Source organism: Streptomyces griseus (assembly GCF_900460065.1).
Taxonomy (GTDB): Bacteria; Actinomycetota; Actinomycetes; order Streptomycetales; family Streptomycetaceae; genus Streptomyces; species Streptomyces griseus.
In genome coordinates, this window is sequence record NZ_UAVD01000032.1 from 234,106 (window position 1) to 247,030 (window position 12,925).

At 71.7% G+C, this 12,925-nt stretch carries 11 protein-coding genes; 5 read left to right on the forward strand and 6 right to left on the reverse strand.

The features are described from left to right. Nucleotides 1–68 precede the first annotated feature (68 nt). The 3 genes from DTB53_RS24015 to DTB53_RS24025 all read right to left on the reverse strand — a co-directional run bounded on the left by DTB53_RS24015 (nucleotide 69) and on the right by DTB53_RS24025 (nucleotide 3,089). Nucleotides 69–884, reverse strand: a complete 816-nt coding sequence (locus DTB53_RS24015) for a DsbA family protein (protein ID WP_012381312.1) — start codon at nucleotides 882–884, stop codon at nucleotides 69–71. Nucleotides 885–948: 64 nt separating this feature from the next. Then, nucleotides 949–1,677 carry a hypothetical protein gene (locus DTB53_RS24020; RefSeq protein ID WP_012381313.1) on the reverse strand — a complete coding sequence of 243 codons (729 nt, stop codon included), beginning with the start codon at nucleotides 1,675–1,677 and terminating at the stop codon, nucleotides 949–951. Between the two features lie 86 nt (nucleotides 1,678–1,763). Further along, nucleotides 1,764–3,089, reverse strand: a complete 1,326-nt coding sequence (locus tag DTB53_RS24025) for a DUF2252 domain-containing protein (protein ID WP_003969727.1) — start codon at nucleotides 3,087–3,089, stop codon at nucleotides 1,764–1,766. Nucleotides 3,090–3,314: 225 nt separating this feature from the next. On the opposite strand from DTB53_RS24025, the gene dnaE reads away from it, so the two are divergent. Beyond that, nucleotides 3,315–6,851 carry a DNA polymerase III subunit alpha gene (gene dnaE / locus DTB53_RS24030; protein WP_012381314.1) on the forward strand — a complete coding sequence of 1,179 codons (3,537 nt, stop codon included), beginning with the start codon at nucleotides 3,315–3,317 and terminating at the stop codon, nucleotides 6,849–6,851. 102 nt (nucleotides 6,852–6,953) lie between these two features. Here dnaE and DTB53_RS24035 read toward each other — a convergent pair whose 3' ends face one another. After that, nucleotides 6,954–7,133, reverse strand: coding sequence for a hypothetical protein (locus DTB53_RS24035; protein WP_003969729.1), 180 nt, complete (start codon nucleotides 7,131–7,133; stop codon nucleotides 6,954–6,956). A gap of 382 nt (nucleotides 7,134–7,515) precedes the next feature. On the opposite strand from DTB53_RS24035, the gene DTB53_RS24045 reads away from it, so the two are divergent. The 4 genes from DTB53_RS24045 to DTB53_RS24060 all read left to right on the forward strand — a co-directional run bounded on the left by DTB53_RS24045 (nucleotide 7,516) and on the right by DTB53_RS24060 (nucleotide 11,596). Then, complete coding sequence (locus tag DTB53_RS24045) at nucleotides 7,516–8,781, forward strand: NYN domain-containing protein (RefSeq protein WP_012381316.1); 1,266 nt, start codon at nucleotides 7,516–7,518, stop codon at nucleotides 8,779–8,781. A gap of 124 nt (nucleotides 8,782–8,905) precedes the next feature. Beyond that, complete coding sequence (locus tag DTB53_RS24050; RefSeq protein ID WP_003969731.1) at nucleotides 8,906–9,889, forward strand: ABC transporter ATP-binding protein; 984 nt, start codon at nucleotides 8,906–8,908, stop codon at nucleotides 9,887–9,889. Between the two features lie 97 nt (nucleotides 9,890–9,986). Further along, nucleotides 9,987–10,829: an ABC transporter permease gene (locus tag DTB53_RS24055; protein WP_012381317.1), complete on the forward strand. Its 843-nt coding sequence runs from the start codon at nucleotides 9,987–9,989 to the stop codon at nucleotides 10,827–10,829. Between the two features lie 35 nt (nucleotides 10,830–10,864). Beyond that, a complete protein-coding gene (locus tag DTB53_RS24060; RefSeq protein WP_042497391.1) occupies nucleotides 10,865–11,596 on the forward strand; it encodes a hypothetical protein in 732 nt (243 codons plus the stop codon). Between the two features lie 46 nt (nucleotides 11,597–11,642). Here the strand turns inward: DTB53_RS24060 and ybaK are convergent, their stop codons facing one another. Together ybaK and DTB53_RS24070 are read right to left on the reverse strand one after the other, a co-directional pair. Next, on the reverse strand, nucleotides 11,643–12,143 hold the full coding sequence (gene ybaK, locus DTB53_RS24065) for a Cys-tRNA(Pro) deacylase (protein WP_003969734.1): 501 nt from the start codon (nucleotides 12,141–12,143) through the stop codon (nucleotides 11,643–11,645). A 16-nt stretch (nucleotides 12,144–12,159) separates the two neighbouring features. Beyond that, the gene (locus DTB53_RS24070) at nucleotides 12,160–12,924 is read right to left on the reverse strand and encodes an LON peptidase substrate-binding domain-containing protein (protein WP_012381319.1); all 765 of its coding nucleotides are present in this window, start codon (nucleotides 12,922–12,924) and stop codon (nucleotides 12,160–12,162) included. Nucleotide 12,925 lies beyond the last annotated feature (1 nt).

Genomic DNA, 12,925 nt, shown 5'->3' on the forward strand with positions numbered 1-12,925 from the left:
CGCGCGACACCCGGTGCTCCGGGCGGTCGGCCCGCCCGGAGCACCGGGTGTCGCGGAAGCGGAGGGCGTTACGCCTTGAGCGCCTTGTCGATGGCCTTCGTGAACTCGTCGGCCGTCATCGGGGCGTTCTCGCTGCCCTCGGCCGTGATCTTCTTGTCGTCCATCTTCAGGGTCGGCGTGCCCTGCACCCCGCTCTTGTCGAACGTCTTGGACATCTTCATGGCCCAGGCGTCGTACGTGCCGTCCTCGACGTCCTTCCGGAAGTCCTTGTTGCCCTTCAGCGCGTCGACCGAGTCCGCGACCTCGATGAGGTAGCTGTCCTTGGCGAACTTGTCGTCGCTCTCCTCGGGGTGGAACTTCGCGGAGTACAGGGCGGCCTTGTACTCCATGAACGCCTCGGGGCTCACGTCCAGTGCCGCGCCGAGCGCGCTCAGGGCGTTCTTGGAGCCCTCGCCGTTGTCGGTGTTGTCGATGAAGGTCGCGCCGACGTACTTGACCTTGTACTTGCCGGCCTCGACGTCCTTCGAGACGGTCTCGCCGACGCCCTGCTCGAACGTGGCGCAGACCGGGCAGCGCGAGTCCTCGTAGAGCTCCAGGGTCTTCTTCGCGCCGGACTCGCCGATCACCACGGTGGTGCCGTCGTCGCCCGAGGTGTTCTTCGGCGCGGTGACGTTCTTCGCGTCGGCGGCGCTCTCCCAGGCGTCCGGCTTGTTCAGCTGCATCACGCCGTAGCTGATGCCGCCGACCACGGCGAGGGCGGCGACGACCGAGACCGCCACGACGAGCTGCTTACGGGTCTTGTCCTTCTTGGCCTGGGCCTCGCGCTCGGCGCGCAGCCGCTCGCGGGCCGCTGCCTTGTTCGCCTGGGTGTTGCGCTTGCTCATGATCGTTCTCCGTGTGTACGTGTGTGGGGGTGGGCGGTGCTGTCGTCGTCGCGCGGCCGTGCCCTCAGGCAGCGGCGTACGTCGCGAGCGGCGGGCCCCTGCGTCCCACACAGTGCACGAGGAGACGGGCGGTCAGCGGCGGGTGCGGACGCCCGACGGGCCGGGAGCGGCGGGCCGCGGCCCGGACGCCGGCCCGCACCACGGCGACCGCGATCAGCAGCGGCCGGAAGGCCAGCAGGGCCGCCGTGCGCAGCAGCCCGGCCAGGGCCGCCTCGCCGCGCCGCAGCCAGGCCGCGGCGAGCAGCCCGACCGCCACGTGGGCGACGAGCAGCAGCCAGGGCACGGCCGGCCCCGGCTGTGCCAGCAGCGCCGCCGCACGGTCGCCCGCGCCGGCCACCCCGGCCAGCGGGGTGCCCACCGTGCCGACGCCCGCGATCCGGGCCCCGCCCGCGCCGACCTCGCCGCCGCCGCACAGGACGTCGAAGCCCACCGCGCGCAGGGTGCCCGCGACCGGGCCGCCCGCCGCCCCGTAACAGAGGTGCTGGCCCGTGGTGAACAGCGTGTCGGCGGCCAGCTCCAGCGGGACCAGCAGGCCCGCGATCGCCCCGAAGCCGCGCTCCCGGCCGGCCAGCGCGTACGCCACGGCGAAGACCGCGGCGGCGAGCAGCGCGACCGCGGTCAGCGGCAGCGGGACCCGGGAGAGCAGCACGTGGGACGCCGTGGACAGGGTGACGACGAGCGCGGTGAAGACCGCCGCGCGCGCGACCCTGAGCTGCGTCCCTGAGATGTCCATCGCCGGAAAGTGTGTCATGTGTCGAGGTAAGCGGACCTTAAAAGAGGCTGAGAGTCCCCGGGGGCCTCCCCGGGGACTCCCGCGCCCTACAGACCCGGGATCCGGCCGTTGCGGAAGAGGTCGACGAAGATCTGGTGGTCCTCGCGGGCTCGCGCCCCGTAGCTGTGGGCGAAGTCGACCAGCATCGGCGCGAAGCCCTCCTCGTCGGCCGCGATGGCCGCGTCGATCGCCCGCTCGGTGGAGAACGGCACCAGCGAGTGCCCGCTCTCGTCGTCGGCGGCCCCGTGCATCGTGGCCGTGGCCCGGCCGAGATCGGCGACGACCGCCGCGATCTCGTCCACCTCGTCGATGTCGGACCAGTCCAGGTCGACCGCGTACGGCGAGACCTCGGCGACCAGCTGGCCCGCCCCGTCCAGCTCGGTCCAGCCCAGCCACGGGTCCGCGTGCGCCTGGAGCGCGCGCTGTGAGATCACCGTGCGGTGCCCCTCGTGCTGGAAGTACTCCCGCACGGCGGCGTCCGTGATGTGCCGGGAGACCGCCGGGGTCTGCGCCTGCTTGAGGTAGATCACCACATCGTTCTCCAGGGCGTCGCTGTTGCCCTCCAGGAGGATGTTGTACGAGGGGAGCCCGGCGGAGCCGATGCCGATGCCCCGGCGGCCCACCACGTCCTTGACCCGGTAGGAGTCGGGACGGGCCAGGCTCGACTCCGGCAGCGTCTCCAGATAGCCGTCGAACGCGGCCAGCACCTTGTAGCGCGTCGCGGCGTCCAGGTCGATCGACCCGCCGCCGTCCGCGAACCGGCGCTCGAAGTCCCGGATCGTCGTCATCGAGTCGAGCAGCGAGAAACGCGTGCGCGACCGGGCGGCGCGCAGCGCGCCCAGCAGCGGGCCGTCCGCGGTGTCCAGGGTGAACGGCGGCACCTCGTCGTTCTTCGCGCCCGTCGCCAGCGCGCGGATCCGCTCGCGGTAGGAGGCGGCGAAGGTCGTCACCAGCTCGCTGATCTGCTCGTCGGAGAGCGCCTTCGCGTAACCGATCAGCGCCACGGAGGCGGCGAAGCGCTTCAGGTCCCAGGTGAAGGGGCCCACGTACGCCTCGTCGAAGTCGTTGACGTTGAAGACGAGGCGGCCGTTGGCGTCCATGTAGGTGCCGAAGTTCTCCGCGTGGAGATCGCCGTGGATCCAGACCCGGCCGGTGCGCTCGTCCAGGAACGGGCCGCCGTGCCGCTCCCGCTCCAGGTCGCCGTAGAACAGGCAGGCCGTGCCCCGGTAGAAGGCGAAGGCCGAGCCCGCCATCTTGCGGAACTTGACCCGGAAGGCGGCCGGATCGGCGGCCAGCAGCTCCCCGAAGGCGGTGTCGAAAACGGCGAGAATCTGCTCCCCGCGCTGCGCCGCGCCGGTCTGCGTTTCCGACATTTCTTGCTGCCTCCTGCTGTAGCTGGCGGGTCCGGCCGGACCCGCGGTCCGGCCGATCGGGCCCTCGTCGAGCCCCGACCGAGTGCATGACAAAACGGACAGGTGTCCCGCCTTCTCCAACGCTCGGCGGAAGCCGGGAGTGCCCGTCGTTCGTCTCCGTCACGTCGTAGACTTCCACGCTGTCCCCCCGTCCGTCATCGCCCGACTTCCCGGAGGCCCGACGCCGTGACCAAGCCGCCCTTCACGCACCTGCACGTTCACACCCAGTACTCGCTGCTGGACGGTGCGGCGCGGCTCAAGGACATGTTCGAAGCGGCCAACGAGATGGGCATGACGCACATCGCGATGACCGACCACGGCAACCTCCACGGCGCCTACGACTTCTTCCACTCGGCGAAGAAGGCGGACGTCACGCCGATCATCGGCATCGAGGCGTACGTCGCCCCCGAGTCGCGCAAACACAAGCGCAAGGTGCAGTGGGGACAGCCGCACCAGAAGCGCGACGACGTGTCCGGTTCCGGTGGTTACACCCACAAGACCATCTGGGCGTCCAACAAGACGGGGCTGCACAACCTCTTCCGGCTCTCCTCCGACGCGTACGCCGAGGGCTGGCTCCAGAAGTGGCCCCGGATGGACAAGGAGACCATCTCCCAGTGGTCCGAGGGGCTCATCGCCTCCACTGGCTGCCCCTCCGGCGAGGTGCAGACCCGGCTGCGGCTCGGCCAGTTCGACGAGGCGGTCCAGGCGGCTTCCGACTACAAGGACATCTTCGGCGAGGGCAGGTACTTCCTGGAGCTGATGGACCACGGCATCGAGATCGAGCGCCGGGTCCGCGACGGGCTGCTGGAGATCGGCAAGAAGCTGAACATCCCGCCGCTCGTCACCAACGACTCCCACTACACGTACGCCCACGAGGCCACCGCCCACGACGCCCTGCTCTGCATCCAGACCGGCAAGAACCTCTCGGACCCCGACCGCTTCCGCTTCGACGGCACCGGCTACTACCTGAAGACGACGGACGAGATGTACGCCGTCGACTCCTCCGACGCCTGGCAGGAGGGGTGCGCCAACACCCTCCTGGTCGCCCAGCAGATCGACACCACCGGCATGTTCGAGGCGAAGAACCTCATGCCGAAGTTCGAGATCCCGGACGGCTTCACGGAGGTCACCTGGTTCCAGGAGGAGGTCCGGGTCGGCATGGCCCGCCGCTTCCCGAACGGGGTCCCCGACGACCGGCAGAAGCAGGTCGAGTACGAGATGGACATCATCATCCAGATGGGGTTCCCGGGGTACTTCCTGGTCGTCGCCGACTTCATCATGTGGGCCAAGAACAACGGCATCGCGGTGGGCCCGGGCCGTGGCTCCGCCGCCGGTTCGATCGTGGCGTACGCGATGGGCATCACCGACCTCGACCCGATCGAGCACGGACTGATCTTCGAGCGGTTCCTCAACCCCGAGCGCGTCTCCATGCCCGACGTCGACATCGACTTCGACGAGCGTCGGCGCGTCGAGGTGATCCGGTACGTCACCGAGAAGTACGGGGCCGACAAGGTCGCCATGATCGGCACCTACGGCAAGATCAAGGCCAAGAACGCCATCAAGGACTCGGCCCGTGTGCTGGGCTACCCGTACGCGATGGGCGACCGGCTCACCAAGGCCATGCCCGCCGACGTCCTCGGCAAGGGCATCGACCTCAACGGCATCACCGACCCCAAGCACCCGCGCTACAGCGAGGCGGGCGAGATCCGGGGGATGTACGAGAGCGAACCGGACGTCAAGAAGGTCATCGACACCGCCAAGGGCGTCGAGGGCCTGGTGCGGCAGATGGGCGTGCACGCCGCCGGCGTCATCATGTCCAGCGAGCCCATCGTCGACCACGCGCCCGTCTGGGTCCGGCACACCGACGGCGTCACCATCACGCAGTGGGACTACCCGCAGTGCGAGTCGCTCGGCCTGCTGAAGATGGACTTCCTCGGCCTGCGCAACCTGACGATCATGGACGACGCCATCAAGATGGTGAAGTCCAACAAGGGCATCGACCTGGAGATGCTCGCCCTGCCGCTGGACGACCCCAAGACCTACGAACTGCTCTGCCGCGGTGACACGCTCGGCGTCTTCCAGTTCGACGGCGGGCCGATGCGCTCCCTGCTCCGCCAGATGCAGCCCGACAACTTCGAGGACATCTCCGCCGTCTCGGCCCTCTACCGGCCGGGCCCGATGGGCATGAACTCGCACACGAACTACGCGGAGCGCAAGAACGGCCGCCAGGAGATCACCCCGATCCACCCGGAGCTGGAGGAGCCCCTCAAGGAGGTCCTCGGCCTCACCTACGGCCTGATCGTCTACCAGGAGCAGGTCCAGAAGGCCGCCCAGATCGTCGCCGGGTACTCCCTGGGCGAGGCCGACATCCTGCGCCGCGTGATGGGCAAGAAGAAGCCCGAGGAGCTGGCGAAGAACTTCGTCCTCTTCGAGAAGGGCGCCAAGGAGAAGGGCTTCTCCGACGCCGCGATCAAGTCGCTGTGGGACGTCCTGGTGCCGTTCGCCGGATACGCGTTCAACAAGGCGCACTCCTCGGCGTACGGCCTGGTCACCTACTGGACCGCCTACCTCAAGGCGAACTACCCCGCCGAGTACATGGCCGCCCTGCTGACCTCGGTCAAGGACGACAAGGACAAGTCCGCGGTCTACCTCAACGAGTGCCGCCGGATGGGCATCAAGGTGCTCCCGCCCAACGTCAACGAGTCGCTCTCGAACTTCGCCGCCCAGGGCGACGACGTGATCCTCTTCGGCCTGACCGCCATCCGCAACGTCGGTCAGAACGTCGTCGACTCGATCATCCGGTCCCGCAAGGCGAAGGGGAAGTACAGCACCTTCCCCGACTTCCTCGACAAGGTCGAGGCCGTCGTCTGCAACAAGCGCACCGTCGAATCGCTGATCAAGGCCGGGGCCTTCGACGAGATGGGCCACACCCGCAAGGGCCTCGTCGCCCACCACGAGCCGATGATCGACAACGTGGTGCAGGTCAAGCGCAAGGAGGCCGAGGGGCAGTTCGACCTCTTCGGGGGCGGCGAGGAGGAGAGCGGCGAGCCGGGGTTCGGGCTCGACGTGGAATTCTCCGACATCGAGTGGGAGAAGGCCTACCTGCTCGCCCAGGAGCGGGAGATGCTCGGCCTGTACGTCTCCGACCACCCGCTGTTCGGCCTGGAGCACGTGCTGTCCGACAAGGCCGACTCCTCGATCTCCCAGCTCATGGGCGGGGACTACGGCGACGGCGCCATCGTCACCGTCGGCGGCATCATCTCCGGCCTCCAGCGCAAGATGACCAAGCAGGGCAACGCCTGGGCCATCGCCACCGTCGAGGACCTGGCCGGCTCCATCGAGTGCATGTTCTTCCCCGCCACCTACCAGCTGGTCTCCACCCAGCTCGTCGAGGACACCGTCGTCTTCGTCAAGGGACGGCTCGACAAGCGCGAGGACGTGCCCCGGCTGGTCGCCATGGAGATGCAGGTCCCCGACATCTCCAACGCCGGGACCAACGCGCCCGTCGTCCTCACCATCCCCACCGTGAAGATCACCCCGCCCATGGTCACCCGGCTCGGCGAGGTGCTCAGCCACCACCGGGGCGACACCGAGGTGCGCATCAGGCTCCAGGGCCCCCGCAAGACCACCGTCCTGCGGCTCGACCGGCACCGGGTGAAGGCCGATTCGGCCCTCTTCGGCGACCTGAAGGTGCTGCTCGGCCCGGCCTGCCTGGCCGGCTGAGCCCCGGCCGGATCACCCGGACCACGACGAGAGGGGCGCCCCGCCGATGCGGGACGCCCCTCTCGTCGTCAACGCCTGTCTCTACCGCACGCGGCCGACGGGTCAGTTGTGGCCGAAGCGCCGCTGGTGCTTGCGGGCCACGTCGGACGGGCTGCCCTGGGCCTGCGCCTGCGGCTGGTTCTGCGACTCGTACGCCGTCGACTTGGCCTGCTCCGCGCCACGCTCCGACGCGGACGCGCGGTCGTGCTGGCTGCCCTGCTTGCGGTTCTTGTTCTTGGCCATGGTGAATGCCTCCTGTGGGGAATCCTGGGGGGCCAGGACCGCTGTCAGACTCACATAGCGCCGCAAACACCGCATGTTGGATCATTACCGTGCGTAGCGGTTTCCGCGGTGGGGGCCGTTCCGCCGCCCCTTCCCGTCCCCCTCGCCCCGCCCCTTCCCGTCCCCCTCGCCCCGCCCTTTCCCGTCCCCCCGACGCCCTGTGCGCAGCGCCCCTCCTCGCCCCTCGCCCTCCCTGCCCTCTTCCTTTCCGGATCCGCCACGCCGATGATCCAGTTCCGGCCGTTAACCCCCGCGCGGTCGGGCAGACTCGAAAGAAACCCTGGGTAAGCGGACCCGGTCATCGAGGAGCGGGCCGCCGAAACGTTCCCGAATTCGGAAGAGGGTGGAACGCGTGGACCGTTGCGTCGTCCTGGTGGACGCCGGCTACTTGCTGGGCGCAGCCGCGAGCCTGCTGGCCGGAGAGCCCGCCCGTTCCCGCATCACCGTCGACCACGCGGCCCTCATCCAGGGGCTGCGCGAGCGCGCCGAGGCCGACACTCAACAGCCCCTGCTGCGCATCTACTGGTTCGACGGCGCCCCCGACCGGGTGCCCCAGCCCGAGCACCGCCGACTCCGCGTGATGCCCCGCGTGACCGTCCGGCTCGGCGCCCTGACCCGCAGCGACGGGCGCTGGGCACAGAAGGGCGTCGACGCCGCCATGCACGCCGAGCTGACCGAACTGGCGAGGAACCGCGCCTGCTCCGACGTGGTCCTGGTGACCGGGGACGGCGATCTGCTGCCCGGTCTGATGTCCGCCAAGGAACACGGGGTCGCCGTCCACCTCTGGGCCGTGCAGGCCGCCGACGGCGACTACAACCAGTCCGAGGACCTCGTCGCCGAGGCCGACGAACGGCGCGTCCTCGACCGGGCCTGGATCACCAAGGCCGTACGCGCCAAGGACCTCGGCGGCCCCTGCGCCCCGCCGCCCGCCCCGCGCCCCGAGATCGCCGCGATCCTCTCCGCACCCCTGCCGGAGGCCGCCCTCGCCGCCTCCGCCGAACGCGCCTCCGAGGCCCAGGCCGCCGCGGCCCGCAGCGGCGCGCCCGCCCCCGCAGAGAACACCCCCGCCACCCCCGACGCCCCGTCCGCCCCCGGCCACAAGACCGTCCCCACCCCCAAGGACCTGGCCGCGCTGCGCGCCCACGCCACCCACCCGGACCGCCAGCACCCGCCCCAGCCCGGGGGCGCCACGCTGCGCTGGTCCTCCGACAAGGGGTGGGTGGAGCGGGGCGGGCCCCTCGGCGAGCCGGCCGAGACCGCGTCCCTGCCCACCCTCGCCCAGGTCACCACCGCCGAACAGCGCTGGGCGGACCGGGAGGAGGACATCACCACCGTCGGCGGCGACCCCTTCGAGGTGGGCCAGGTCTTCGCCCGCCGCTGGATGGAGCGCCTGCCGGAAACCGTCCGCCTGCAGAGACTCTCCACCCTGTACCCGCGCATCCCGCACCGGATCGACGGCGAACTGCTGCGGTACGCGGCCCGCTTCGGGCTCCTCGCCCACAAGGACGACCAGATCGACGAGCACGACCGCTACGCGATCCGGGCCGGCTTCTGGCGGGAGATCGACGTGCGGGCCGCCGCCGAGCACGTACCGGCGGGGGAGCAGTAGCCCCGCGGCCTCCCGCGGCGCCCGGCGACGCGGGTGGCCCCGGACGCGAACCGGGGCATGTGACCCCGTACCCTCGTACCTCGTGAGTACGGGCACTGCACAGGCGCAGAGGGACACCGGCACCGTGTGCGCGGTGCGCGATCTGGTCAAGACCTATCCCGCCGTCCGAGGCCGCCGGGGCACTCCCGCGGCGCCCGAGGTCCGCGCCACCGACAGCATCAGTCTGGACGTCGAGCGCGGCGAGATCTTCGGACTGCTCGGCCCCAACGGCGCCGGCAAGTCCACCCTGGTCCGCCAGCTCACCGGGCTGATGCGGCCCGACTCCGGCAGCGTCGAGGTGCTGGGCCACGACCTCGTGCGCCACCCCGAGCGGGCCTCCCGGCTGATCGGCTACCTGGGGCAGGAGTCCACCGCCCTCGACGAACTGACCGTCTCGCTCGCCGCCGAGACCACCGGACGGCTGCGCGGTCTCGCCGTTCGGGACGCGCGCGCCGAGCGCGACGCGGTCCTGGAGGAGCTGGGCCTCACCGCGATCGCCGGGCGGCCCCTGAAGAAGCTCTCCGGCGGTCAGCGACGGCTCGCCTGCTTCGCCGCCGCCCTGGTCGGCGACCGGCCCGTCCTCGTCCTCGACGAACCCACCACCGGAATGGACCCGGTCGCCCGCCGCGCCGTCTGGGCCGCCGTCGACCGCCGCCGGGCGGAGCGCGGCGCCACGGTCCTGCTGGTCACCCACAACGTGATCGAGGCCGAGACCGTCCTCGACCGGGTCGCCGTCCTCGAACGCGGCCGGGTCATCGCCTGCGACACCCCCGCCGGGCTCAAGGAGCAGGTCGCCGGGGAGGTGCGCGTCGAGCTCGTCTGGCGTGAACGGGCCCCGCTGGACGTCCCCGAGGTGGCGGCCCTGCGCCCGTCCGCCCAGGAGTCCGGGCGGCGCTGGGTGCTGCGCCTCGGACCGGACGAGGCGCGGGCCGCGGTCGCCGCGGTGACGGGCGGCGCGGCCTTCGCCGCGCTCGACGATTTCACCCTGGCCACGCCCAGCCTGGAGGATGTCTATCTCGCCCTCGGGGGAGACGCGGCCGATGCGACCAAGGGGCTGGTTAAGGCGTGAGGGGCGTGGGCAGCGTGATGGGGGTGACCGCGGTGCGCGTACGCGGCGGTTCGGACGTGAGGGACGCAATGGACCTGTCTCAGGGGGGCAGCCGCAGGTGACGAGCATCATTCCGGCCAGGACAGCGCCGTCGAGCGCCCGGCCCGCGCCCGGCACCCCCGGTACCGGCCCCGCCCGCACGGTCTCCGCCCCCCTCGCGCCGCGCGCCCGGCTGCTGCCCTCGCTGGCCGCCGTCTACCGCGCCCAGCTCTCCCGGGCGCGCGTCGCCCGGATCCCGCTCCTGTTCGTGGCGACCTTCCAGTCCGTCGGGATCATGATCCTCATGCGGGGCGTCGTGGACGGCGGTGCGGAGGCCCGCGCGGTGGTCGCGGGATCCAGCGTCCTGGTCGTCGCGTTCGTCGCGCTCAACCTGCTCGCCCAGTACTTCGGGCAGCTGCGGGCGGGCGGCGGGCTCGACCACTACGCCACCCTGCCGGTGCCGCCCGCCGCCGTGGTGCTCGGCGCGGCGGCGGCCTACGCCTCGTTCACCGTGCCCGGCACGGTCTTCACGGCGATCACCGGAAGCGTGCTGTTCCAGCTGCCGATGACCCATCTGTGGGTCCTGGTGGCCGTCGTCCCGCTCTCCGGCGCCGCCCTCGCCGGTCTCGGCGCGGCGCTCGGACTGCTCGCCCCGCGCCCGGAGCTGGCCACCCTGCTGGGCCAGCTGGGGATGTCCGCGGCCCTGCTGCTCGGGGTGCTGCCGGCCGAGCGGCTGCCGGAGCCGGTGGGATGGGCGCGTGACCTGCTGCCCTCGACCTACGGGGTCGAGGCGCTGGCCCGGTCCTTCGACGCCCGCCCGGACTGGGGTCTCATCGCGTTCTTCCTCGCGATCTGCGCGGCGGTGGGGGTTCTCTCGCTGGCCGCGGCGACGTGGGCGTACCGGCGGGCCGCCGTACGGTAGGACCGGCCGCGGCATCCGGTGAGGCGCCTCACCGGGTGGCCTGGCACGATGGCACGGTGACCGCACCTCTGACGCCGCCTCACCAGCCCGGCCCCCACGACCCGTGGCAGGCCCCGCCCTCGGGCTCCCATCCAGCGCCCTCCGAGGGCCGCACGGACAACCCCGACACGGCCACGGAGCTCCGTCAGGCCGCGGTCGTCCTGGTCGCGGTCGCGCTCGCGGGGATCGTGCTCGGACTGCTGTGGCTCTGGCTGGCACCGCGTGTGCCGCTGGTCTCCGACGACACCGCCGTCTTCCTCAAGAACAGCGAGGGCGAGGAGGCGATCGGGGCGGACGGGACGTTCGTCCTGCTGGCCCTCGGCTTCGGCGCGCTCTCGGCCGCCGCCGTCTTCTGGCGGCTGCGTCGCGGGGGCGTCCTCGTGGTCGTGGGTCTGGCGCTGGGCTCGCTGCTCGCCGCGCTGATCGCGTGGCGGGTCGGCGTCTGGCTGGGACCGTCGTCCGACGTGGTGGCGCGGGCCCGGGAGGCCGGCCGGGGCGTGACCTTCGACGCGCCGCTGGAGCTGCACTCGGTGTGGGTGGCGGTGCTGGCGTGGCCCTTCGCGGCGATGGGGATCCACCTGCTGCTCACGGCGGCGTTCGGGCCACGGGACGTGGAGCCGGACTGGTCGGGGTATGCGGGGTACTACGACGGGCCGGTGCAGGGGCCCCTGGCGGGTCCGGGGTCCGGGTCGTCGCCGTCGCCGCCCGCGGGTGGCGACAGGACCTAGGCGTAGTGACCCGCAGGGTTGTTGACGCGGCTGATCGGGGGCCGGACTACGCCCGCGCGATCTCCGCGAACGTCGCCCCCGTCAGTTCCGCCAGGTCCGTCGCCGCGAGCTCGACCTCCAGGCCCCGCCGCCCCGCCGACACGCAGATGGTGGAGTGGGCGCGCGCCGACGCGTCCAGCACCGTGCGCAGGCGCTTGCGCTGGCCCAGGGGGGAGATGCCGCCCCGGACATAGCCCGTCGTGCGTTCCGCCGCCGCCGGGTCCGCCATCGCGGCGCGCTTGCCGCCCACCGCGGCGGCCAGGGCCTTGAGGTCCAGGGAGCCGGCCACCGGGACCACCGCGACCGTCAGGGCGCCGTCCACGTCCGCCACCAGGGTCTTGAAGACCCGGTCGGGGGAGACGCCCAGGGCCTCGGCGGCTTCCTCCCCGTAGGAGGGGGAGGCCGGGTCGTGGTCGTAGGCGTGGACGGTGAAGGAGGTGCCGGCCGCGGTCAGGGCGACCGTGGCCGGGGTGCCGCCCGACTGCTGCTTCTTGGATTTCTTCGCCAACGGGGGCCGGTCCTCGTCAGTTGGGGTGGGTGGGGGCCCGGGTCAGGTCGGTCGCGGGCAGCGAGGGCAGGTGCCGGATGACCGCGGTCTCCTTGCGCAGCAGCGTCAGCTCCTCGCGCAGTCGGGTCGCCGTGTCCGGGGCCTGGAGCAGGCGCTGCTTGGTGGGCACGTCCAGGACGGTCGCCGCCGCGACCAGGTAGGAGATCACGGACGGGTCGTCGGGGAGGTCGGCTCCGGTCGCCAGGGAGCGTTCGCTCGCCCCGGCCAGCCGCTTCTGGTAGGTGCGGAAGGCCCGCAGGACGCCCTCGGCGAGCGCTCCCGCCTCGTCCCCCCGGTCCTCGCCCGGCGGTTCCTCGGTCAGCTCCTCGACCTCGGCGGTCAGATACGCGCCGCTCGCCTCGACGGACAGCAGCCTGACCCGGGTGGTGCCGGTGGCCAGGACCTCGAAGCTGCCGTCGGCGCGCTCGCGGATCGTCGCCGCGTCCGCGACGCAGCCGACCCGGTGGAAGGTCTGGATCGGGTCGGGGCCGAAGCCCTCCGCCGGGGCGCGCTCGGGGGGCGGGGCGGCGGCGACGGTGTCCGGCATGCCGGTGGCCGTCGGGGCGGTCTCGCGGCCGTCGCGGATCGCGACCACGACGAAGCGGCGGGGTTCGTCCTCGTCGGTCTTCAGCAGCTCCCGCATCATGGCGCGATATCGCTCCTCGAAGACGTTGAGCGGCAGCACCAGGCCGGGGAACAGCACCGCGTTGAGCGGGAAAAGGGGAAGGCGGGCGGTGGTCACA

Excerpts from the sequence above, each read along its gene's own strand:
- DTB53_RS24020 (WP_012381313.1), bottom strand. The coding sequence starts at position 1,677 with ATGGACATCTCAGGGACGCAGCTCAGGGTCGCGCGCGCGGCGGTCTTC.
- DTB53_RS24015 (WP_012381312.1), bottom strand. The coding sequence starts at position 884 with ATGAGCAAGCGCAACACCCAGGCGAACAAGGCAGCGGCCCGCGAGCGG.
- DTB53_RS24035 (WP_003969729.1), bottom strand. The coding sequence starts at position 7,133 with ATGGCCAAGAACAAGAACCGCAAGCAGGGCAGCCAGCACGACCGCGCG.
- DTB53_RS24025 (WP_003969727.1), bottom strand. The coding sequence starts at position 3,089 with ATGTCGGAAACGCAGACCGGCGCGGCGCAGCGCGGGGAGCAGATTCTC.